This is a genomic window from Enterococcus sp. AZ163 (genome assembly GCF_050498925.1).
GTDB lineage: Bacteria > Bacillota > Bacilli > Lactobacillales > Enterococcaceae > Enterococcus_A > Enterococcus_A ferrettii.
Genome location: NZ_JBIPAO010000001.1, coordinates 3,039,663 through 3,061,366 on the forward strand (window position 1 = coordinate 3,039,663; position 21,704 = coordinate 3,061,366).

The 21,704-nt window shown below is 38.4% G+C and carries 24 protein-coding genes and 3 pseudogenes; 13 read left to right on the forward strand and 14 right to left on the reverse strand.

Going from position 1 to position 21,704, the window contains the following annotated elements; all coding sequences use genetic code 11:
• Nucleotides 1-7: 7 nt before the first annotated feature.
• Both IGI46_RS14585 and IGI46_RS14590 read right to left on the reverse strand, forming a co-directional pair.
• A complete protein-coding gene (locus IGI46_RS14585) occupies nucleotides 8-817 on the reverse strand; it encodes a MerR family transcriptional regulator (RefSeq protein ID WP_429973727.1) in 810 nt (269 codons plus the stop codon).
• A 237-nt stretch (nucleotides 818-1,054) separates the two neighbouring features.
• Nucleotides 1,055-1,369, reverse strand: a complete 315-nt coding sequence (locus tag IGI46_RS14590; RefSeq protein ID WP_429973728.1) for a winged helix-turn-helix transcriptional regulator — start codon at nucleotides 1,367-1,369, stop codon at nucleotides 1,055-1,057.
• 93 nt (nucleotides 1,370-1,462) lie between these two features.
• Here IGI46_RS14590 and IGI46_RS14595 point away from each other — a divergent pair, with 93 nt between their 5' ends.
• Complete coding sequence (locus IGI46_RS14595; protein ID WP_429963795.1) at nucleotides 1,463-2,074, forward strand: nitroreductase family protein; 612 nt, start codon at nucleotides 1,463-1,465, stop codon at nucleotides 2,072-2,074.
• 291 nt (nucleotides 2,075-2,365) lie between these two features.
• Here IGI46_RS14595 and IGI46_RS14600 read toward each other — a convergent pair whose 3' ends face one another.
• Nucleotides 2,366-2,563 carry a transposase gene (locus IGI46_RS14600; protein WP_429973729.1) on the reverse strand — a complete coding sequence of 66 codons (198 nt, stop codon included), beginning with the start codon at nucleotides 2,561-2,563 and terminating at the stop codon, nucleotides 2,366-2,368.
• A gap of 497 nt (nucleotides 2,564-3,060) precedes the next feature.
• On the opposite strand from IGI46_RS14600, the gene IGI46_RS14605 reads away from it, so the two are divergent.
• From IGI46_RS14605 to IGI46_RS14620, 4 genes are all read left to right on the forward strand, one after another.
• Nucleotides 3,061-3,228 (forward strand): hypothetical protein, encoded by a 168-nt coding sequence (locus tag IGI46_RS14605; protein ID WP_429973730.1) that lies wholly within the window; start codon nucleotides 3,061-3,063, stop codon nucleotides 3,226-3,228.
• A 157-nt stretch (nucleotides 3,229-3,385) separates the two neighbouring features.
• On the forward strand, nucleotides 3,386-3,601 hold the full coding sequence (locus IGI46_RS14610) for a hypothetical protein (RefSeq protein WP_429973731.1): 216 nt from the start codon (nucleotides 3,386-3,388) through the stop codon (nucleotides 3,599-3,601).
• Complete coding sequence (locus IGI46_RS14615) at nucleotides 3,567-3,887, forward strand: hypothetical protein (protein ID WP_429973732.1); 321 nt, start codon at nucleotides 3,567-3,569, stop codon at nucleotides 3,885-3,887. The genes IGI46_RS14610 and IGI46_RS14615 overlap by 35 nt, the downstream gene beginning before the upstream one ends.
• A gap of 5 nt (nucleotides 3,888-3,892) precedes the next feature.
• Nucleotides 3,893-4,339 (forward strand): hypothetical protein, encoded by a 447-nt coding sequence (locus tag IGI46_RS14620; RefSeq protein ID WP_429973733.1) that lies wholly within the window; start codon nucleotides 3,893-3,895, stop codon nucleotides 4,337-4,339.
• Nucleotides 4,340-4,486: 147 nt separating this feature from the next.
• On the opposite strand, the pseudogene IGI46_RS14625 reads toward IGI46_RS14620, so the two are convergent.
• Both IGI46_RS14625 and IGI46_RS14630 read right to left on the reverse strand, forming a co-directional pair.
• Nucleotides 4,487-4,636 (reverse strand): annotated as a pseudogene (locus IGI46_RS14625) (IS256 family transposase); the annotation flags it as partial.
• Between the two features lie 79 nt (nucleotides 4,637-4,715).
• On the reverse strand, nucleotides 4,716-7,598 hold the full coding sequence (locus IGI46_RS14630) for a Cna B-type domain-containing protein (RefSeq protein WP_429973734.1): 2,883 nt from the start codon (nucleotides 7,596-7,598) through the stop codon (nucleotides 4,716-4,718).
• A 54-nt stretch (nucleotides 7,599-7,652) separates the two neighbouring features.
• Between IGI46_RS14630 and IGI46_RS14635 the strand changes: the two are divergent.
• Nucleotides 7,653-7,895 (forward strand): annotated as a pseudogene (locus tag IGI46_RS14635) (IS6 family transposase); the annotation flags it as partial.
• 488 nt (nucleotides 7,896-8,383) lie between these two features.
• Here the strand turns inward: IGI46_RS14635 and IGI46_RS14640 are convergent.
• From IGI46_RS14640 to lepA, 4 genes and pseudogenes are all read right to left on the reverse strand, one after another.
• Complete coding sequence (locus tag IGI46_RS14640; RefSeq protein ID WP_429973735.1) at nucleotides 8,384-8,590, reverse strand: FAD-dependent oxidoreductase; 207 nt, start codon at nucleotides 8,588-8,590, stop codon at nucleotides 8,384-8,386.
• A 63-nt stretch (nucleotides 8,591-8,653) separates the two neighbouring features.
• Nucleotides 8,654-8,929 (reverse strand): annotated as a pseudogene (locus IGI46_RS14645) (oxalate decarboxylase); the annotation flags it as partial.
• Nucleotides 8,930-9,463: 534 nt separating this feature from the next.
• Nucleotides 9,464-9,724, reverse strand: a complete 261-nt coding sequence (locus IGI46_RS14650) for a helix-turn-helix domain-containing protein (protein ID WP_429964976.1) — start codon at nucleotides 9,722-9,724, stop codon at nucleotides 9,464-9,466.
• Between the two features lie 209 nt (nucleotides 9,725-9,933).
• Complete coding sequence (gene lepA / locus IGI46_RS14655; RefSeq protein ID WP_429973736.1) at nucleotides 9,934-11,769, reverse strand: translation elongation factor 4; 1,836 nt, start codon at nucleotides 11,767-11,769, stop codon at nucleotides 9,934-9,936.
• Between the two features lie 152 nt (nucleotides 11,770-11,921).
• Between lepA and IGI46_RS14660 the strand changes: the two genes are divergently transcribed.
• From IGI46_RS14660 to IGI46_RS14675, 4 genes are all read left to right on the forward strand, one after another.
• The gene (locus IGI46_RS14660) at nucleotides 11,922-13,139 is read left to right on the forward strand and encodes a GNAT family N-acetyltransferase (protein ID WP_429963802.1); all 1,218 of its coding nucleotides are present in this window, start codon (nucleotides 11,922-11,924) and stop codon (nucleotides 13,137-13,139) included.
• Complete coding sequence (locus IGI46_RS14665; RefSeq protein WP_429963803.1) at nucleotides 13,126-13,626, forward strand: nucleoside 2-deoxyribosyltransferase; 501 nt, start codon at nucleotides 13,126-13,128, stop codon at nucleotides 13,624-13,626. Before IGI46_RS14660 ends, IGI46_RS14665 begins: the two co-directional genes overlap by 14 nt.
• A 1-nt stretch (nucleotide 13,627) precedes the next feature.
• Nucleotides 13,628-14,287, forward strand: coding sequence for a hypothetical protein (locus IGI46_RS14670; protein ID WP_429963804.1), 660 nt, complete (start codon nucleotides 13,628-13,630; stop codon nucleotides 14,285-14,287).
• A 335-nt stretch (nucleotides 14,288-14,622) separates the two neighbouring features.
• A complete protein-coding gene (locus IGI46_RS14675; RefSeq protein ID WP_429962504.1) occupies nucleotides 14,623-15,618 on the forward strand; it encodes an IS30 family transposase in 996 nt (331 codons plus the stop codon).
• A 53-nt stretch (nucleotides 15,619-15,671) separates the two neighbouring features.
• Here IGI46_RS14675 and IGI46_RS14680 read toward each other — a convergent pair whose 3' ends face one another.
• On the reverse strand, nucleotides 15,672-16,163 hold the full coding sequence (locus tag IGI46_RS14680) for a pyridoxamine 5'-phosphate oxidase family protein (RefSeq protein ID WP_429963805.1): 492 nt from the start codon (nucleotides 16,161-16,163) through the stop codon (nucleotides 15,672-15,674).
• A 226-nt stretch (nucleotides 16,164-16,389) separates the two neighbouring features.
• Here IGI46_RS14680 and IGI46_RS14685 point away from each other — a divergent pair, with 226 nt between their 5' ends.
• The gene (locus IGI46_RS14685; RefSeq protein ID WP_429963806.1) at nucleotides 16,390-17,127 is read left to right on the forward strand and encodes an HAD family hydrolase; all 738 of its coding nucleotides are present in this window, start codon (nucleotides 16,390-16,392) and stop codon (nucleotides 17,125-17,127) included.
• A gap of 54 nt (nucleotides 17,128-17,181) precedes the next feature.
• Here IGI46_RS14685 and IGI46_RS14690 read toward each other — a convergent pair whose 3' ends face one another.
• Genes IGI46_RS14690 through IGI46_RS14705 form a run of 4 tightly spaced genes read right to left on the reverse strand, consistent with a single transcriptional unit; the run spans nucleotide 17,182 to nucleotide 19,860 of the window.
• Nucleotides 17,182-17,862, reverse strand: a complete 681-nt coding sequence (locus IGI46_RS14690; RefSeq protein WP_207703011.1) for a hydrolase — start codon at nucleotides 17,860-17,862, stop codon at nucleotides 17,182-17,184.
• A gap of 41 nt (nucleotides 17,863-17,903) precedes the next feature.
• A complete protein-coding gene (locus IGI46_RS14695; RefSeq protein ID WP_207703010.1) occupies nucleotides 17,904-18,518 on the reverse strand; it encodes a glycoside hydrolase family 73 protein in 615 nt (204 codons plus the stop codon).
• A 9-nt stretch (nucleotides 18,519-18,527) separates the two neighbouring features.
• Nucleotides 18,528-19,310: a M15 family metallopeptidase gene (locus IGI46_RS14700; protein ID WP_207703009.1), complete on the reverse strand. Its 783-nt coding sequence runs from the start codon at nucleotides 19,308-19,310 to the stop codon at nucleotides 18,528-18,530.
• Between the two features lie 16 nt (nucleotides 19,311-19,326).
• Complete coding sequence (locus IGI46_RS14705) at nucleotides 19,327-19,860, reverse strand: hypothetical protein (protein WP_429963807.1); 534 nt, start codon at nucleotides 19,858-19,860, stop codon at nucleotides 19,327-19,329.
• A gap of 197 nt (nucleotides 19,861-20,057) precedes the next feature.
• On the opposite strand from IGI46_RS14705, the gene IGI46_RS14710 reads away from it, so the two are divergent.
• Both IGI46_RS14710 and IGI46_RS14715 read left to right on the forward strand, forming a co-directional pair.
• Nucleotides 20,058-21,011 carry a Gfo/Idh/MocA family protein gene (locus tag IGI46_RS14710; RefSeq protein WP_429963808.1) on the forward strand — a complete coding sequence of 318 codons (954 nt, stop codon included), beginning with the start codon at nucleotides 20,058-20,060 and terminating at the stop codon, nucleotides 21,009-21,011.
• An 87-nt stretch (nucleotides 21,012-21,098) separates the two neighbouring features.
• Complete coding sequence (locus IGI46_RS14715) at nucleotides 21,099-21,692, forward strand: FUSC family protein (protein WP_207703006.1); 594 nt, start codon at nucleotides 21,099-21,101, stop codon at nucleotides 21,690-21,692.
• Nucleotides 21,693-21,704: the final 12 nt, after the last annotated feature.

Consider the following 21,704-nt stretch of genomic DNA (forward strand, 5'->3'; position numbering starts at 1 on the left):
TATAAGGTCAATTGACAAGTCTTACTTGGATTTCGGTTAAAAATTCTTCACTGTGCTGAGTCTCATGAAAGTCAATTAAATAGAACTCATAGAACGGAAGCTCCACCTGGCAGCCTTGTTGTTTCAGCTGTTCCTTCATCTTCTTCAAATGACTGTCTGCTTGCTGATAATCTCCCTGATAAAAATAGCTGGCATATTTTCCAGATTCCAAGCAATCGTACTGGGCAGCCAGCTCTTCAGTACCTGATTCTGTTAGAAATAAAATCCCCTCATACTTAAGCTCAGGACTATCGGCAATAATCCCAGCTACAAAATGGAAGTCATAAGAGCTGCTCTGCTCCAGCACCTCGCCGTACAATTCCCGCATCGCTGTTTCGAATTCTGCTTCGTTAACATAATCAACTGCTTTCCAAAAATACGGGCGAGCTTCTTTCTCTTCGATTACTATTCTTTCAATCGGCAGCTCCTGCTGCTGCAGCTGATCCAAAATTTGATTACGGACGGTCACTCCTGCCAGCTTTTTCTCCATCAGGGCAATCTTTTCCTTTAGCAACCGCTGATTCTCACGGAAAATTTCTTGGGTTGTTGCTAGGGTTCGATCCTTCAAGTACCCTTCGATGATTTCTAACGGCACGTCCAGCTCACGCAAATCACGAATGATGTTCAAAAGATAAATTTCCTTTTCTGAGTACAGCCGATAGTTCTTCTCGGTTCTGATCGGCGTTAACAAACCCAGATTTTCATAATGTCGCAGGATATGGGTAGAAATACCATACATCTCTGCGATTTCTTTAATAGAAAAAAACTTTGCTTTCACTGAGGTGTCCTCCTGTTTAATGGTATGTTCTTTTAAAATTAAAGATACGTTAGATAATTGCGTGTGGCAATAATTTTGAGGTGAGGAAAAAAGTGTGATCGGCAATCGCTGTCTCCGCTCTTAGAGCTAGTGTTATTTTTTTTTGTTAAAGTTTAGTATTTTTTTACGCGCATGCTGACGTTTTACATCCTAGCATTAAGTTACGGTATTCAGTGAAGTCCATTTGGAAGAGCATCATTATAGATGAGTATCTCCCCATTGGTTTAAGGATTTCATGATCGACACCAGTGATTTAGATTTTTCAGTAAGTGAATATTCGACATGCAAAGGATAGGTCCCAACATTTCTCTTTGTTATTAAGTCTTCCTGTTGTAAAGCTTCTAAGGAACGTGTCAGCATTAAATTGGAGATTCCTGGTAGTTTTCTTTTAAGTTCATTGAAACGAATGAGTTCATTTTTAGAAAGCTCCCATAGTATATTGAGGCGCCATTTGCCTCCCAGTAAATTAATTGCTTTTCCAAGTCCACAAATCCATGTTTCATTCTTTTTCATCATCATTCTCCTAAGTTACAAAAATGTGCGTACTAGTATTCTATAATTCCATTCATTATAATCAAAACATACTTTTAAGAAAAGAGGAATCTCATGGAAGAACTAGAATTTTTGACCGGCAGGTATTCTATCAGAAACTTTGATCCATTGTTCAAAATCGAGGATGAAAAAATCCTTTCAATAATAGAAAGTGCGGCTACCGCACCCTCAAGTAACAATTTCCAACCATGGAAGGTATATGCAGTCAAAAATAAAGCAAAACAAAAAGTTTTAAAGGAGCTCACCTATGGTCAGCAGCAAGTTGAAGATGCTTCAGTCGTATTTTTAGTTTTTGGAGATAAGGAGGCTTACAACACTGAAGAACTGCTAAGAAATCGCGTGGATCAAGGTCTTTTAGCCCCTTCCCAAGTTGAAAGTCAAAAAGAACGTATTGAAAGATATTTTTCGTCTCATCCCGAAGACAAAGACGCTGAAGGAATAAAATTAGACGTTGGACTTTTTTCAATGAACCTAATGCATGTAGTTCGTGCCCATGGTTATGATTCTGTCCCGATGCGGGGTGCCAACTTTAAACAAATTATGGAGTACCTTAGCATTCCCACTTCGTTAATACCAGTATTGATGATTCCGGTAGGGAAAGCTGTCGGCAAAGGACAAGAAAAAATTAGAAAAGCTGTTAATGACTTTTCAGAGATAATAGATTAGACAAGAGGCTGTGACGTAAGCAGGTTCAAAAAATAATGGACACATCTCAAAAATCCGATAAAAATTTTCAGAGATGGGTCCATTTTCTATGTGAGAAGTCCTGTTATTCGTTCTGCAACAGCCAGTTTCATCTTATTAAGAGTTAGAACTAGAAGTCCTGTTTACTTCTTCACTTTTCCCATACCTCAGACATGGTAACCAGTGAAACCTAAAAAGACTTTCATCCATCCAAAAACAGGTTCTACGTCGATTTTTCTTCGTGCATAGATTTTTCTTGTTTCAGGATCGGAACTAGGCAATTGTTTGGTAAAAAGGAACACATTCTTGCATCAGCCAGCGTGCGGGTAAACTTTCTTCCACCAGTTGTTCGATTTTACGACTGCTGAATACACTTCGGATATAGGCAAATATAAGTAGTTTCAGCATCAAACTAAGATCGTGCTCCAGTGGTCCAAAAAGATAGGGTTCATTGAGTTGACGGGGCTCCACAAGCTCGTGAATAAACTAGGCGGTATTGTCTTTTTTAGGAACATAAGAAGTTGTTATATCCAAGATAAGTTGGTCCATGTTATAATTAGTCATGTGTTTTTAGTCCTTTCGAGGATTAGAATTGGAGTATAGGCAGCCACCTATACTCTTTTATTTTGTCCAAAAATGCCAGTGAAATGAACGGTTTTCCGTCATTTCACTGGCATTTTTTTAGAGACTTATATCACAGCCTCTTTGATTTTGCGAGTCTTTTTATAACGTCTCCATACTTCTAAACGACATAGAATTTTAAGTTTTTTATTTGTATTTTATAAAATGTTTTGTTAACCCATTAACAATTAAACCACCTATTAGATAAATCAGTGGTCGAAAGTTAAAACATTTCAATACGACTGTTATATTTTTTTAGAAAATAGTTTTGAAGATCAGCTCATGGTAAAGCTATGGTAATTCTTGTGATTGTGCTCACTTTTCAAGTATTGGAATAATTTTTATTGATGTTTAACTTGATACTTTCTATCTACTTGCTGTTTTTTACTGATTTTACGTTAAAGGTTCTAATGATAATTGCGGCTGTGATTTATGCGGTATTAGTTTATTATTTAGGATCAATTTATTATGCTGATCGTAGTTTATTTTGGTATTTGTTTGCTTTCCCACCTTAGTTTTCCTTGCCATTATATATTCGTATTTACACGTTAATAACAGTTGGAATTTTCAAATGGGCAACCAGATGATAGAATTTGAAACTTGTTATAGTGATGTCGCTGGAAAATTAATTTTAAGAACATTGGTATCAAACTTAGAAAAGGAGTGATAAAGATGAAGAAATCAATACCCATTGCGTCGATTGGAATCATTGCTGTAGCATTGCTAACAGCGTGTGAGAAAAATCTGTCTTCGGAAATAATCACAAAATTGAGTGAGAAGCCAGCAACTTTACTTATTCACTCGACCGATGAAGGCGGACAAAATAATTTTGATAGTACTGGACGTTTGCAGCTTGAATCTTATCAAAGAGCTCAAAGGCTTAGTTGATGATGGTGATCCAGCACATTTTGGTGAAGTGATTCGGATTGACATGAAAGATTCTCAAGCAAAAGGTGCAATTGCTTTTCGGGAAGATTATTTAGAAGATCCTTTGTCTCCAAGGACCACTTTTTGGCTAGTCAGTCATGGTGAAGCCAATAATAGTACGGAAGAAGAACCTGTTTGGCATAATCATACTTCTTTTGAAATTCCAGATGAAAGTGGTCAACTGCAAACAGTTTTAGAAATGCCTTTTGAAAATTTAACGAACCCAATTCGTATGGCTTACCGCTAGAAGATATGTATGTACGTTCAAATTCCAAATTTATTGCTTCTGGAAATGGAATTTTCGTTGAAGGAGACCTTGCTGGCGACCGAACAATAAAATTTAGTTCGGGAACTTATACAACTAATGAGGATCGTCGTTTTGCAGTAGGTATTGATAATACGGAAGAAGAAGATGAGGATTTCGGTTCTAATTTCCGGGTCATTAGTTATTCAGATGAAGGTGAATACAAAGATACGCCACTTTCAGTTAATCGAGCAACTGATTATGTTGGTATCAATAGTTCAAAACCAACTAGCCCACTCCATGTTGATGGAGATACAATGAGATTATCTGGCAAGCGCACGATTTCCTCTTCCACGGAAGCTGGTGAACAGGGCGAGTTTTGTTGGGATGATAATTATTGGTATGTTTGTGTGGCAGAAAATATGTGGAAGAGATTTCCGTTATCAAGTTGGTAAAATATACAAATATAAATTTATGAGGCGTGTTTGTCAACTAAACTGTGGAAATTGTCTAGCTGAAAGTTGTTATACACAATAAAGGTCTCCAGCAGCCTACTCAGCCAGAAATGGACGGATTGAACGTATGGATAAATAAACCTATCATCAAGAAAGGGAAATCGTATATTTTTCAATTCGAGAAGAGATGGTTTCATTGATCATTGACTGATTGAGGACCATTGCCCAATTTTGGATATGTGCACCATTCCATTTGTTAGACAATTCTTTTATACGTAAATAAAACATATAAAAAAGTGTACAGAAAAGGATCATTTTCTGTACACTTAATTCTAGCTGTCCATTATTTTCAGACATAGATAAGGGAAACATACAGTTAACTCTTTTTATTTTTGAAATAGTAAAGAACGCCAACTATCAATAGAATTAATATGCCAACTATAGAGAACATATAATTATATGATTCACCAGTTTTTGGCAGTAACTTACTTAGAAAATTTTTATCTGGAGTATTTGTCGGTGTTCCTTTGGCGTTATGAGAATTAGATGTTCCTTTGATGTCGTGAGAATTAGTAATAATAATATTGCCTTTATTAGAATTATCTACAGTAGTTGTATAGCCGGTTATTGAACCAACTTCTTTAATTGAATAAATAATGTCAGAGCCATTTTGTTTAAGAGCTAAATCGTCCCAAGTAGCAGACCAATTGTTAACCTCACTTAACTCCACAGGATTACCAGATTTTTTTCCATCCGCGTAAAGTTGGACAGTAATCTTATTAGGTCTTAAGCCATCTTGGTTGTTACTATCATTCCAAGCTTTCGTCACTGTAACACTTGTTTTACCTGGCGTATAGCTATTTGTGATTGTTGTACCTTCAATTTTGGTTGAATAGTCAGGAACACTATTTTCGGTAACAGTATAAACGATTTCATGCCCCTCGTTATACTTAGGCAAATTGGTAAACTGGTATGTCCAGTTCTCTTTTTCTGAGATTTCTTTCGAATCTATTTTACTCCCATCAGCCAGAAGATTTACCGTAATAGACTCAGGACGAATTCCGTCTTTATTATTAGTATCATCCCAAAATTTTTTACCACTAACTTCTGTTATCTCAGGTATATGAGTATTAGTAATGATAATATCTCCGTCATTACTATTATTGATACTAACATCATATCCATCCAACTTGTCTACTTCTTTAACTGTATATTCAATAGCCTTTCCGCCTTCTTTTTCAGGCAAATTATTCCATGTTGTTGTCCAATTGTTGGAATTGTTTAGGGATATAGGTGAATTTACCTTTTCTCCATTTGCAAATAGTTGTACCTTAATATCCTCAGGACGAATTCCATCTTGATTGTTGTTATCATTCCAAGCTTTCGTCACAGTGATACTTGTTTCACCTGGTGTATAGCTATTTGTGATTGTTGTACCATCAATTTGGGTTGAATAGTCAGGAACACTATTTTCGGTAACAGTATAAACGATTTCATGCCCCTCGTTATACTTAGGCAGATTAGTAAATTGGTATGTCCAGTTCTCTTTTTGAGTCACTATTTTTGAGTCTACTTTGGTCCCATCAGCCAAAAGATTTACCGTAATAGACTCCGGACGAATTCCGTCTTTATTATTAGCATCATCCCAAATTTTTTGACCACCAATTTCTGTTAATTCTGGTATATGAGTATTGGTAATCATACTACCATCTATAACTGTAGAATATCCAGGCACTTCCTGCTCAGAAACAGTATAGACGATCTCTTTTCCATCTTTATATTTAGGTAAATCATTAAACTCGTAGCCCCATCCTAAATTTTCATTAGTGGTCACAGTTTGAACAGCTTCTCCATCGGCTAACAAATTTATTAATATATTATTAGGACGAATTCCATCTTGATTATTATTATCGTCCCAATTTTTTGTTCCTGTTAAATTAATTTTTTCAGGGTCATTTGAATTGGTCAGAAGAATAGCATTACCATTATCTGTATCTTTTATCGTGAGATTATAGCCTGAATTTTCATCTAAATCTTCTCTAGCAGTATAATAGAATTTTTCTCCTTTATCATTCTCAGCAGGTAAATTTGCCCAAATGTATTCCCAACCATTCTCTTTGTTTAATACTTGTATATCACCGAATTTGTCTTCATTACCGGACGTAACAGCCTCTGTGTTTGTATATTCATATGGGCTATCACTTTGATACAATTGTACTTTTAAGGTTTCAGGCCTTTTTCCATCTTGATTGTTATTATCTTCCCAGTGTTTTAATACTGAAAATGATTTGTTGGAGGTGTTTAAATCAACACTTGCTCTCGTGGTCAGTATTTTTTTAATAGGTTGATATCCTCCAATAGGTTGTACAAACCCTGTAGTACCAAATACCAAATAATAAGGTTGTCTCGTCACAAGGGCAGTGTCTATATTTAAATAAATACTAGCATCTTCTGAAGGATTATCATCAATAATTTTTTTGGGTATTTCCATCGAAATAGTGCGATCATTATAATCATCTACAATTGTAATATCATTGGTAATATTCACTATAGTAGAATTTTTGTATAGTTGAACATTAATATTGGTCTCATCGCTATCAATTTTGAATAGTTTTTCCGTTTCAGCGTCTAAATTATCTTCAAATTGAAGTTGATAGAGATAGTTATCGCCATCTTCACCATGAGGAGTTATTTCGGTAGCATTTATTTCAACATTGTTCAATCTATCAATCATTTCTTGATAAGAATGGTCATCAGCTGGTTTTGTTTTTGCTTCAGTATATAATTCATTAACTATTGGATTCGATGTTAGTAACTTGTCATCAAATTTACCTCCAGTAAATTTCCATATAACAATTTGAATAGCCGCATATCTTGTCAGTTCATTTGCATCTTTGTAAGCTGGTACATTTTCAACATCTTCAATTTTTCCTTGGTTTTGATAAAAAGTTTCCATTAACCATAAAACAGAGCTGGGTAGCTTTTCATTTAAATTTGCTTGATAATCATTCCCGGTAGGATAATATTTGCTTTCATCTAGACAAAAATATAATTTTTTATCATTGTCCACTATGGTATAAAGTCTTGAATTAACCATATTCAGATTATTCAACGTAACTTCTGCATTATTTTTCAAATTTGTATCAAGCCGAATATTCGTTATAGGGTTAGGGGGTAGTACAGTAGTTTCTGCATGTACTGTCTTTGAAAAAAACATAAAACTAAAAAATAGTGTTAATGCGAGAATTAATTTCTTCATATGTATCCTCTTTCTTTTTTGCTGTTTTATTGTAGTATCTATTGACAAAGTTAAGCGCCTTCTATTCGTAGTGCCTTCAAGAAATTACAAAAAGCTGGCTCATATACAAACATAGAGCATCGAACAGTGAAGGATCTCAATAACTTAATTGAGCAAGTTCATAAATTTTATCGAAGTTTGCGTACAGCCTCAACCACGATTAAAGGCATGGAAGTCCTTCGAGGAATCTATAAGAAAAGCCGAAAAGAAGAAACTCTTTTTGGCTTTTCAGTCTGCATAGAGATAAAGGAGGATTAAAAAAATTCCTGCTTAATATATCATCAGAAATATTCCAGTACGCTTTATTACGAAACTTTACTACAGAACCTGTCACAGCCTTTTGATATCCACTCATCCATGAACACGGTTATTTTCAGAATCTGGTCAACTCGTCCGCTAGAGAAGGATAGGCTAAGATTTGTTTTTTAGCTCTGCTTTTGACCATCCGCATGTAAAACCATGGTTATCTCATTGATCAGAACATCTGCTTCTCGACTGAGTGCACTCGCCCCAACTGCTCGATCGTCGCTTCGTTTTTCGTTTACTATCCAGACAGCCGCTCCTGTCGATCACTTCGACACGAAATTCTTCTGGAGCAGCCAAGCCTTCTTTCGTGGTAATTCCTACTTGTGCGATACGTAGCTCACTAAAAATCGACATTGCTGCCAATGGATACTTGATCGGTGCCTAGTTCTTGTTTAGCACGTGTGCAACGAGATATTCCGTTTGATAAGAGGCGAATGTCGCTAATTTTGGAAGACTGCATTCGAACAATCTCCACAAGCAAAGATATGCGGCTGATTGGTTTGCAGATAGTTATTGGTGAGTATGCCGTGATCGTCATAGCTAACGCCCGCGTTAATCAGCGATAGCTGTTGGATTTTAGGTATTCTTCCTGCTACATTGTATACCTTTTGTGTGTTGAACCTGTATCCCGAGGTTGTTTGAACCATTAATTCTCCAGAATCTGTCGCTAGAATTTTTTTACCGATTCGTTGAAATTAAATTGGACACCTCTCAGCTTCCTTGTGCCAGTACATTTCTCGATATACGGCAGGCTCTAAACTCATATCTACCCCTGCAACATCTTGTGAGATTGGTGATTCACACTTGGTGATCTCCCGTGTCCAACCTCTTTCTTCTAATCTTTGATGTGCATCCGAATAGCTGACCCGTAAGTTGTTTACTGTTCCGTGGTCCGTTTCGGGCGGCACCAAAATATCTGGGTTTTCTAGATCTCTAGAACGATTACGCAGACCGTGATCGTTCTATCCCTTTCCATCTGTTTCTCTAAATGGTTTATTGTTTTTTTTGCATGTTCATAATCCCTTTCTGTACTTACAAGACTTATTTTAGCGATTCACAAAGGAAATAATTTGCGAGTTTTGTCGGATTTCAAGACAAGAATGACTCGAAAAAGCTTTAAGTTAGGTAGTACATTCGAACGGATAGGAATTAGTGAAAGAAAAAAAAGGCGGCATCAGCGATCCGAGACCTTGTCTTGATGAATAATTAGCAATCGGAACATTGGTCACAGCAGCGGCCAACGTCATAATCGAACCAATAAAAAAACAGCTACAATTATCATTAGACTAAACTTTGTAGCTGCGGTTCGCAGTGTTCTATTCATTTTGGTTTTCTCCATTCGTTTTTATGCGGGTATTTTCCTTCTATATCTACTATTCTCTGAGTAATACTTCCTGTGGACTCCGAAAGAAGATACTCAATTCTAAGAAGAATATTTTTGGATAGCTTTCTTGCACCTTTTTTCAATTTTTCCTAGTAATGAAGGATCTACATTGAGCATTTTGCTAACTCTGATTGCTTTAACTTATTTTCCTTTTGAAACGTTTAAGCATTACCATCAAATCGAATTGGTATTTATCTGACTTACTATCACTCTTAGGTTCACTCAATACTTTGTTTATCAACAGATGGTGTTTTTGAGAAACTAGGCGATCACCTTTCTCATAAGCAGTAATTGTAGTTCTAGTAATACCCGTCATTTCCGACAACATTTTCCGAGATATTTTTCTATCTTTTCGAATTTCTTTAAGTTTTTTTGAAAACTTGTTCGTTATTAAAATTACCTATAAGCACGAAAAAAGCACCTCCTTTTAGAAGGTACTTTTATCATACATAGCGCCAATGGCTTTTCCTACAAAATATTCATATTTGTTAAAATCCATGACCATCGACAGCTAAATCGACAGCATATAATAGGTTTAAACGCATTTCGTCATTTTTTTAGCAACTTAAAAAGACTGATTTAATAGGTTTCTCATTCGGTAAAACTCTATTTCTTCGGCTCGTCTTCGTCCATTTTCAAAACGGCCATGAAGGCTTCCTGTGGTACTTCCACGGAACCAATTTGTTTCATCCGTTTCTTACCAACTTTTTGTTTCTCCAGCAATTTACGCTTACGAGATACGTCCCCGCCGTAACATTTCGCCAATACGTTTTTGCGCAAGGCTTTGATATCCGTTCGGGCTTGGATCTTAGTACCAACTGTTGCTTGAATTGGTACCTCAAATTGTTGGCGTGGAATTAACGTTTTTAGTTTCTCTACGATGGCGCGGCCGCGTTCTTGAGCAAATTGTTTATGCACGATGAAGCTTAGAGCATCGACTTTTTCAGCGTTCAATAAGATGTCCATCTTAACTAGTTTGCTCTCTCTGTAATCGGCAATTTCGTAATCCAAGGAGGCATAGCCTTTGGTGCTGGATTTTAGCTTGTCAAAGAAATCAAACACAATTTCTGACAGCGGAATATAGTAAACCACATTTACTCGATAATCATCCAAATAATCCATGGTGATAAATTCCCCACGTTTTCGTTGTGAAAGTTCCATGACTGCTCCTACATAATCGTTAGGAACCATGATATTGGCTTTAACATAAGGTTCTTCCACCGTTTGAATTTTAGATGGATCTGGGAAATCGGCTGGATTGTCCACTACAATTTTTGTCCCGTCAGTTAAATTTACATGATAGATAACCGATGGTGCAGTAGTAATCAGCTCTAAATTAAATTCACGTTCTAAACGTTCTTGTACAACATCCATATGCAGTAGACCTAAGAATCCGCAACGGAAGCCGAAGCCTAATGCTTGCGAGGTTTCTGGTTCAAATTGTAAGGCTGCATCATTTAACTGTAATTTTTCCAACGCTTCTCGTAAGTCGTTATAGCGAGAAGTGTCAATTGGGTACAAGCCGCAATAAACCATCGGATTCATTCTGCGGTAACCGGGCAAAGCTTCTGGTGTTGGGTTGTTGGCCAAAGTTACGGTATCACCGACTTGGGTGTCCTGAACAGATTTGATGCTGGCAGTTATATAACCAACGTCGCCAACCATCAAGTAATCTCGTTGAATCGCTTTTGGTGAGAATACTCCCACTTCCGTTACATCAAAGGTTTTGCCATTATTCATTAATTGAATTTTATCGCCAGGCCGAACAACACCGTCCATAATGCGCACATTTAGCACCACACCTCGGTAGCTATCATACACTGAATCAAAAATCAAAGCTTTCAGTGGTGCTTCAAGATCGCCCGTTGGTGCGGGAACCATCTCCACAATTTGTTCTAAAATTTCTTCGATTCCGATACCCGTTTTGGCACTAGCTAACACTGCGTCCTCAGCATCAATCCCGATTACGTCTTCGATCTCCTTGCGCACACGTTCTGGATCAGCTGCCGGTAAATCGATTTTATTGATGACAGGTAAAATTTCCAGGTCGTTATCTAAGGCCAAATATACATTCGCTAAAGTTTGGGCTTCAATCCCTTGCGCGGCATCCACCACCAAGACAGCTCCTTCACAGGCAGCCAGACTTCGAGAAACTTCATATGTAAAATCGACGTGTCCGGGCGTATCAATCAAGTGGAAGGTATAGGTTTCGCCATCTTTTGCATCATAATGTAGTTCGATGGCATTTAGTTTAATAGTAATGCCTCGTTCCCGCTCTAGATCCATCGAATCCAACAATTGATCTTGCATCTCCCGGAAACTAACGGTATTGGTTTGTTCCAAAATACGGTCAGCCAAGGTCGACTTTCCGTGGTCAATATGGGCAATAATCGAAAAATTTCGAATTTTTTCCTGTCGTTTTTTCATTTCATTTATATTCACGAAGATTCCTCATTTCTTTTAATCAGCACCATTTATTATACCAACGATTGTACGATAAAAAAAGGCTTTTTACCATTTCTCAACGTTGGGGAGAGAAAAATCGAGGTGCTTTTGATATACTTGTTCTATAAACTAGATTTGGAGATGAAAGAATGGACCATGAGTTGAAAAATGAAATGGAACTGCGGCGAGTTGGCGAAGAGCATTTGGATCAGTATGATGAGCTTCTAAGCTATGTCTTTCAAGTCACAGAAGAGGATATTGAAAGCAGCGGCTACGAAAACAAACGGGAAATGGTTCGCGCAAAAAAGCCTGTGCTGGAGCAGTCAAAGGTTTTCGGCTGGTTTCATCATGACAACTTGATTTCTCAAATTGCTATTTATCCTTGTGAGGTAAATATTCACGGGAAAATTTTTACAATGGGCGGTGTTACTGGAGTCGGAACGTATCCAGAATATGCAAATCATGGGTTAATGAAGGACTTGATTAAGTTGGCTCTAGATGAAATGCGGAAGGACAAGCAGTGGATCTCATATCTTTACCCTTACAATATTCCATATTATCGGCGCAAAGGTTGGGAAATCATGTCTGACAAGCTAAGCTTTAAGGTAAAGGATACCCAACTGCCTAAGCAAGTAGAGGTTCCAGGAATTGTGGAACGGCGTGATGTGGATGATCCTGATGTCTATAAAGTGTATGATACCTTTGCTCTGAAAAATCATGGAGCGATGATTCGTAAAGAGTTAAATTGGGAAGAATATTGGCGCTTTGAAAATGAAGAAGAGCGAATTGCTGCAATTTATTACGACCACGAGGGTCAGCCGATGGGTGTACTTTTCTATTGGATTTATGATGAGGTCTTTCATATTAAAGAAATGTTTTATCTGAATCAGGAAGCTCGTAATGGATTATGGAATTTTATTAGTGCTCACTTCTCCATGATTTACTGGGTGGAGGGCGATATTTACAAAAATGAGCCCTTATCCTTTTTACTGGATGATAGTGAAATTAAGGAAACAATTGCTCCTTACTACATGGCACGCATTGTCGATGTCAAAGAATTTTTACAGGAGTATCCTTTCTACAAACAAGTAGAGCCTTTCTACTTTGAAGTGAGTGATCCGGTAGCTGACTGGAATAACGGTGTTTTCAGTGTAAGCTGGGATGAAGCTGGCAAAATACAGATAACTAACCAGCCGATTGGCCACCAGGTTAAACTTTCGATTCAAACCCTAAGTTGTTTGTTAATGAATTATCGTCGCGCCTCTTATTTAGCACGTATCGAACGTCTAGAGGCTGATAAAGAAACGATTCAATTATTAGAAGAAACATTACCCGACATGGAGGCGTATTTTAGTGACTATTTCTAAACATATTTATTTTGCAGGACCCATGTTTGCTCGAAGTGATTTGCGCTACAACGAACACTTAGTCAAACAAATTCGTGAGCTCTCTTCAGACATCACGGTATATTTACCGCAGGAAAATGAAGCAATTAATGACAAATCAGCTTATGCTGACAGTAAGATGATTGCTTTAGCCGACACAGAAGAAGTCCTGAAAAGTGATTTGATGATAGCTGTCTTAGATGGAATTACCATTGATGCTGGTGTCGCGTCTGAAATTGGTGTCGCTTATGCTAAGGAGGTCCCAATCATCGCCTTGTATTCCGATACCCGGCAGCAGGGTGCTGACAACCAGAAAAAACTGGCTGCTTTAGCTACGCCAGCAGAAAATCAGTTCCATTATTTGAATTTATACACTGTTGGTTTAGTGAAGCTAAATGGACAAGTCGTTGCCACAGAAGATGACTTGCTCAAGGCAATCCAGCAAACTCTTCTAGAAGGAAGGAATTAGGATGACTTATCGTAAATTACAAATGGGGCTGGTTGTCTTCGGTTTTATTTGTTTAGCTTACAACATTTATGAACTGATCATCAGCAAATATTCAACTCAGCAGGGCATCGTTTTCGTAGTGGAATGTTTAGCTGGGATTGCATTGATTTTTTTACCGGAGCTGATTCGAAAATTTTTCAAACTAGCACTACCTGAAAAGATCGTTTATTTCTACTGGTTCTTCTTAGTTATTTCAGTTTTCCTAGGAACCTCTTTGCATATGATTTCCCGAATTTCTTTTTGGGACAAAATTTTGCACGCGGTAAGTCCGATGGTTCTGACAGCAGTTGGTTATGGCTTGATTGGCTTTTTCATGAAGGATGCGCCAATTAGCAAAACTTCCCCTTGGCTGTTTTTGCTTTTCGGTTTTGCTTTCGCTGGACTATGCGGTGTTTTTTGGGAGTTCTGGGAATTTCTTTGCGATACGGTAGCGGACATGAATCTACAGCGTTATGCTACTTCTAGCGGAGAATTACTGGTGGGACGAGCAGCCTTGATGGATACTATGGGAGACCTGTTAACCAACACGATCGGGGCGTTGATCATGGGTATTTTTGCAGCGGTGCAAGCCCGAGGCGACGCAAGCCACTTCGAAGAATATCGTTTGAAACGAATGAAATAGATGTGTAGTGGTCCTTGTTAGTTATCATTTCTAACAAGGACTCTTTTTGCTGCCAAGAAAGACTAAGTAAACTCGCTTAACTCTGCAGCAATGAGACTAAAATTTTAATAACTGACTTCTCACATTTCTAAAATCTTTCACTTATTATCGACAAAGTTAGTTTGTGCAGCTGGATACCTGTCACTTTGTGGTGACAGCCTTGCCATCTGTGAAATCTTGTATTCTATTTAATGAGCTTGAATTTACAATTTAAGTGCAACACATAAAAAATGACTCATAACGAATTTCCAACTAGAATAGGTCTGTCGAAGAACACTATCAGGAGGAATTCAATTATGAGCCACTACACCCATCTTACCATAGTCGAGCGAGAAAGGATTTTTCTGCTCCATGAAAATGGCTGTTCTCTTAGAGAGATTGGTTCTGACATCCATCGAAGCCAATCGACAATCTCTCGTGAACTGAGTAGAAATAGTGAAAAAGAATACTCACCTTCCCATGCGAATAAGAAATATAAAGTACGCAGAAAAAATTGTGGACGACATAAAATCCTAGATGATTCACGGATTTGGTCAATCGTCCGCCGGTTATTTGTCGATCTTCAATGGTCGCCAGAAGAGATTTCTAATCGATTAGCTTATGAGCAAGCCGATTTTCACATCAGTTTTGTGACGATTTATCGGGCAATTTATAATGGAACGTTTGACATCACTCCATTGTCTAAAGGAAATCGCGGTTTAGTTCGTTCTTTACGTCATAGAGGAAAAACGCGTCATACTAAGAACCATACAGAAACTCGTGGGAAAATCCGAATCACTCACTCTATTCACGACCGTCCTGAAACTGCTGAAAAACGGAGTGAAATTGGGCATTGGGAAGCTGATACAGTGGCTGGGAAAACAGGAGGTGCTTGTTTAGTGACGCTAACTGACCGGAAATCTCGTTTTCTTATAGCAGGGAAAGCACTCAAGAAAAATTCTCTTTACGTTTGCGAAAAGATGACAGAACTATTTAATACTGTTGATAGAGAGCTTGTCAAAACCATCACTCCAGATAGAGGAAAAGAATTTTCTAAACACTTCGATGTCACCCAGTCTTTGGAAGGCGTTCCGTTTTATTTTCCTGATCCTCATGCGCCATGGCAACGCGGAACGAATGAAAATACGAATGGATTGATTAGGGAATATCTACCGAAAACAAAAGAAATGGATACCGTGGAAGATACAACGATCTATCGAATGGTTGAAAAACTAAATAGCAGACCAAAAAAATGTTTAGGTTGGAAGACACCTTATGAAGTCTTCTTCAATAAAGTGTTGCACTTGATTTGACAATTCGCCAGTTAAAAAAACCCAGTGACAAAATTCGCTCACTAGGCCTATAACTATATGTTAGTTTTTGGTTTATGCTGTTTCATCGTATAGTCAGATATGGTAATTTTGATAATACCAGTCCGCTCAATCATTCGCTCAGGGATTTCATCAAAAGACATCCCTTTGGCTGCATGATCCATTAGCGCATGAAGAGCATAACGTTTCTCCTCGACGTCTTTTAACAATTCAGCCTTGCCAAAACCAATGATACTTTCGTAAGCATACGAATATCTGTCTGCTCGATTGCCGCCTTCAATCAGTGCATGCTTGTCGTCCATTTCAATGGCAACCTTCTCATCAGCCTGAAGACGACTGATTTTTTCCCCTTGTGTTGCCCCGTGAACATAAAGAATTAATTGCTCCTCTTCCCACTTGTAGCCATAGTTGACCGGAACAATGTACGGGTATTCTGGTCCATTAAAAGCAATTCGTACTACCTGACACGTTTCAACTAATGCTTTGATTTCCTCAAGATCAGTGACTTGCCTTTCTTTTCTACGCATAAGACTCCCCCTTTGTTTCTTCCCATTATACAAGATTAGAATTTGAAAAGAAAATCTTTTTTTTAGTGAAAAAAACTGAAAATTGTTAAATCAAGCTTTTACAAATATAGTAAAGAAAACCTTTATTTATCAAGGATTTCCCTCTTTTCATTGATCGTTTTTTAAGCTAGAATAGCGATGTAAATGTTCGTGAAAATTTCAACAAACTGAAAGGCGTGTTTCTAATTTGTTCGATACAATAATTTTTGATGTTGATGATACCATTTATGACCAGCAGCAGCCATTTCGTAATGCCGTCAAAAAAGTATTTCCTATTGTACGTTCGCAAGACATGCATCCTCTATATATTCGTTTTCGGGTGCATAGCGATGAGAATTTTAATAAGGTAATTACTGGTGATTGGACGCTGACCTACATGCGAAACTTCCGGATTTGCCGATCATTGGAAGAATTAAATTATCCGACCATCACTGATGAGACGGCTCTAGCCTTTCAAGAGGTCTATGAGAAAGAATTAGACACCATTGTTATGCATCAAGAGGTTCGCAAAGCCCTCGATTTTCTACAAGAGCAGGAAATTGCTCTAGGGATTATTACCAATGGTCCCACTGACCATCAACATAAAAAAATCATGCAGCTGGATTTATTAAACTGGGTACATCCTGATCATGTCATTATTTCCCAAGCAACTGGCTATGAAAAGCCCGACAAGGAAATATTTAAACTTGCTGAAAAGCAATTCAACCTAGTGCCTAAGAAAACCTTATATATCGGTGACAATTTTGATAATGATGTTGCTGGCTCAAAAAGTGCTGGCTGGAAGGCGCTGTGGTTTAACCATCGCCAACGAAAACTATCTAAAGAAACTTTGCCAATTCATGATATCGAACTAACGGCTTTTGAACAGCTCTTGCCTGCACTAAAGCAGCTGGTTCAAACGGAAGAATTGTTGTGTAACGCCTAAAAAAACCTTAGAGAAACCTAAGCCAATAGCAGCGGCTTTCGTTTCTCTAAGGTTTTATTCGTTTTCTTTTTCCTGCTTGCGATATTTCTCCATCTTCTTACTAAATAAAGCACCATTAGAAGGTGGTGTATATGTGATAGCATTTGCTCCAGCCTCAATCGTTTTCGCGATTGTTTCTTCATCTGGACCGCCGGTTGCCATAATTGGCAGCTCCGGATAGCGTTCTCTAAAATATTTTACTGTATCAACGGTATCTTTGGCTGCACTGATGTTAATAATCTGTACACCTGCTTCAAGCTTTTCATCAATTTGTGAATGAATGGAAGTTACTGTGCTAACTACCGGAATATCAATGACATCATTCACTGCTCTGATAGTGTCTACTGGCGTGGGTGCGTTAACTACGACACCCAGGCTGCCTTGCGCTTCGGCAAAAATACTCATAAAGGCTGAGCGTTGACCATGAGTCAGTCCACCGCCTACACCAGAAAAAACTGGAATATCGGCTGCCTCAATTATACTTTTGGTAATGGCTGGATGCGGGGTAAAAGGATAAACAGCGATGACCGCATCTGCGTCGGTATTACGAATAATCGCAATATCAGTAGTAAATATGATCGATCGTATCCTTTTACCAAAAATCATCAAGCCAGTTGCCTGCTGAATCACTTTGGGTACACGAACGATATCGCTTCGCAGCTCAGTCATAATCTCAGGTACACTGTGTTTCTCCATGTGGAATTCCTCCTCTCTCAACACCTGGTACGATCAGTTTACTATGGTTGATCGTATTGCGACAAATTATATGTTTCTATTACACTTACAATTTTTTGCGCATAGGTGGGATCGGTGGCGTAGCCCGCATCCTGCAAGGCTTGAGCGGCTTCATGATAGTTAGCTGCTGTTAGAACTTTCTCATAAAGGCCGGGATTCCAAGTGGTTCCGTTAACGAAAAGCATTGTATGATCATCCATTGAGGCTTCCCAGGAATCATACACCCGAAAATCTCCTTGAATGGTAACCCATGCTTCATTGACGTACTCCTGAGTCTCCAGCGTTACCTTTGCCTGGTTGCCGTAGGCTTTAATTCCAAACAAATTATTGTACTGGTTGGCTAATGAAGATTGCCCCCAGTTGGACTCCAAAATGGCTTGGCCTAAAATAATACTAGGCAAAATACCATAGCCCTGCTGCAGCTGCTTACTATGAGGAGCTAAACGCTGAATAAACTCTTCATGACTCATTTGTTCATTATTGGCTGACTGTTCGACAGCATGTTCTGATAACGTATGTATAGAAAAAACGAAAGCAATGCCGACTAGCAGCAGCCCTGCAAAAATGAAGGGCAGAGACAGCTTGCGCTTTCGCTTTTTATATTTTTTTGTCGGCATAGTGCCTCCTTAATTTGACGATAACAACTTTAAATATTCCTCTAATGTCAGATTGTTTTTCGTTATATATTCAGCATTTTCTTTGCCAACATAACGAATATGCCAAGGTTCATAGGTGATTCCGGTAATGTCTTCTTCGCCCTCTGGATATCGAATGATGAAGCCATATTTAGGGGCATTTTCAGCAATCCATTTGGCTCCCGGTTGACTGCCATAAGAAGCATCCAACACTTGGCTGGAATAATTGTTATACCAATCTTGATCAACAATATCTATTGCTAAACCTGTATGGTGTTCGCTGTACCCGGGTTCTGTAATAGTCTGTTTAGTCTTGGTAATTGCATCAGCTTCTGACAAGCCTTCACTGCTCATTAAGCTGTTTACATTTGTACTGAAGACTTCTTGCTGAGCAGCTACCGACCGATAAGCGGAAACGACTACCAATGGATAGCCTGCCTCAGTGGCTGCAGCTGAAAAAGCTTCATAATCAGAAGCAATTCGACTATCAACCTGATGACTATTATCAGAAAGAGTTGCTAATTGACTTTCATCCAATTCTTGGCTAATTTCGTTTTTCGGTCCCACTAATACCAAATCCCAAGAATTAGGATCCGCTTTAGGTAAATCGCTAGGGGTATTTTTTTTCTTATCTGACGATTGTTCGAAGGAATACGTTGATGCTTCGGTAATTTTACCAGCATTCGTATCTTCTCCTTTGTTGCTATAAAATAATGAATAGCCAGTCATTCCAAACATAGCAATCATGGAAAGCAATCCAACTGTTTTTTTCAAGCGAAAATTCCTTTCATTAATCCTCTAATGAGGTATATGTTTCGGTCAAGTTTTCATTTACCCAATCCAACAAGGCAGTTTGAGTTTGCGAGCTTTCGATTTGGTTTTGAACGCGCGCTGGTAATCGGAAACTCAAAATGTCATTGTAACCCCAGCTATCATAATTAATCGTCACCCGTAAATCAATATAATCCTGCTTTTCTTCATCATTTTTATTTTTGTAGGGAATCAGCTCAACTGTCCCTAAACCGCAAGCAATCCACTTTTGTGCCACGATGGTTTTCATTTCTCGATACTCCGCAACCGCAGTTTGACGTTTTTCTGGGAACAAGAAGGCTTGACGAATCACCTTTTGACTCAGCATCCATTCGTAGTCGCTAAACAGATTCTTGATCTTTTGACTGATTTCAGGCGGAAGATTGTTGCTGCCCTTTTTCCATTGCTGCCATTGAGCCTCCTCAATGCCTAAATAATTGTGGTAAAAGTCTTCTTCCGATTGAAATTGTTCTAAAATGGTATTTAACACTAAATCTAAATAAATTGGATTCACAGAAAATCCCTCCTATATTATTTTACTGATCACAGCTGAAAAAGACAGTGCTTTACTCGAATGATTGAAATAATTTAAGAATTATTGCCCGACTTCAACTGCGATAAAAGAACGCGGTTTTCTTGTTATTCAGTTTGAACAAGTCTATTATAACATTGTACAGATACTTTTATTAAGCATATGAAAAGGAGAATTTTATGGAACAACTTGAATGGGGCATTGTTGGATTAGGACAAATAGCTGATGAATTTGCGAATAGCTTCGATCAAACCACTAGCCGCTTAACTGCCTGTGCTTCTCGCACCTTGGAAAAAGCAGAAGAATTTGCCCAAACCTATCACTTACCGAAAGCTTTCGGCAGCTATGAAGAAATGCTGGCAGATCCAGCTATCTCTATTATCTATGTTGCTGTACCTAATCGTCAACATATTCAGCATGTTTTGCAAGCCTTAACTGCTGGAAAACATGTACTGTGTGAAAAAGCCATCACTATGAATCGGCAAGAGTTGAACGAAGCGATTGAACTAGCTGAACAAAAGGGCTTGATTTTAGCTGAAGCCATGACGATCTTCAATATGCCGTTATTCCATGAACTACACTCACTAATCGATACTGGCAAACTGGGCAAATTAAAAATGGTCCAAGCACCTTTTGGTAGCTACAAAGATCCCGACCCGAACAACCGGTTCTTTAATCCAGAATTAGCTGGTGGAGCTTTGTTAGATATTGGTACCTATGCGGTTTCCTTTGCTCGCTGGTTTATGACTGCTCAACCAACCGTAGTTGCATCAGCCATGGTGCCTTTCTCAACAGGTGTTGATGAGCAATCGGTAACGATTCTGCAAAACGAAAAAAATGAACTAGCTTCCGTTAGTTTAACCTTTCAAGCAAAAATGCCAAAAAAAGGAATCGTTGCTTTCGAAAATGGTTATATTACGGTGGATGATTATCCCCGAGCGGATAAAGCACAAATCTTTTTTAATGATGGCACGAAAGAATTTATCGAAAGCGGCTCTACCCTTGAGGCGATGAATTATGAAATTGAAAACATGGTTAAAATGATACAGCAGGAGTTGCCAAATCAATCATTGTACTTCACTAAAGATGTAATTGATTTGCTGGATCAGATGACTCAAGCATGGAAATCTTAAGACGTGATGGAATCGCGTCTTTTTTTATAGTCTTTTGGTGGGGATTCCGTTAAACTAATAGTAAGAAGATAATAGGAGGAACCCCTCATGCACCTTGGCCGTTTCCGTTTAGGGATGCGGACATTCAAAACAGCATTGGCTGTAATGATCTGTATCCTTCTTTTTCATGTATTAGATCGCGGTAGTCCGCTGATCGCAGCACTGGCAGCTGTTTTTTCCTTGCGTCAAGATCTGAATACCAGCTTTTCTTTTGGCCGGTCACGGATTTTGGGCAATTCAATTGGCGGTTTGCTGGCACTGATTTATTTTTACATACAGGCTTTTTTTGAAAATGATTTTTATGTGGAATTAACCGTTTTGCCGCTATTAGTTATTCTGGTAATCGTCATCTCAGACGGGATCGGTAATAACTCGGGAATTGTTTCTGCCATTGCCACTATGTTGCTGATTTCTCTTAGTATTCCTCAGGGTGAATCAACCATCTATGCCTTGAACCGGGTGCTGGATACCTTTATCGGCACGGTTATTGCAATTTCATTAAATGGGATTGTTACCCCGCCGAAGATCGAAAAGGAACAACAAATCAAGGAAGATTTGATCGAATTAAGAAAGAAGGAAGCCGGACTTTCCGAGATGCTGGAAAAAGTCCGACAACAAATTGAGGACCAGTCGAAAGACTGATCCTCTTTTTTT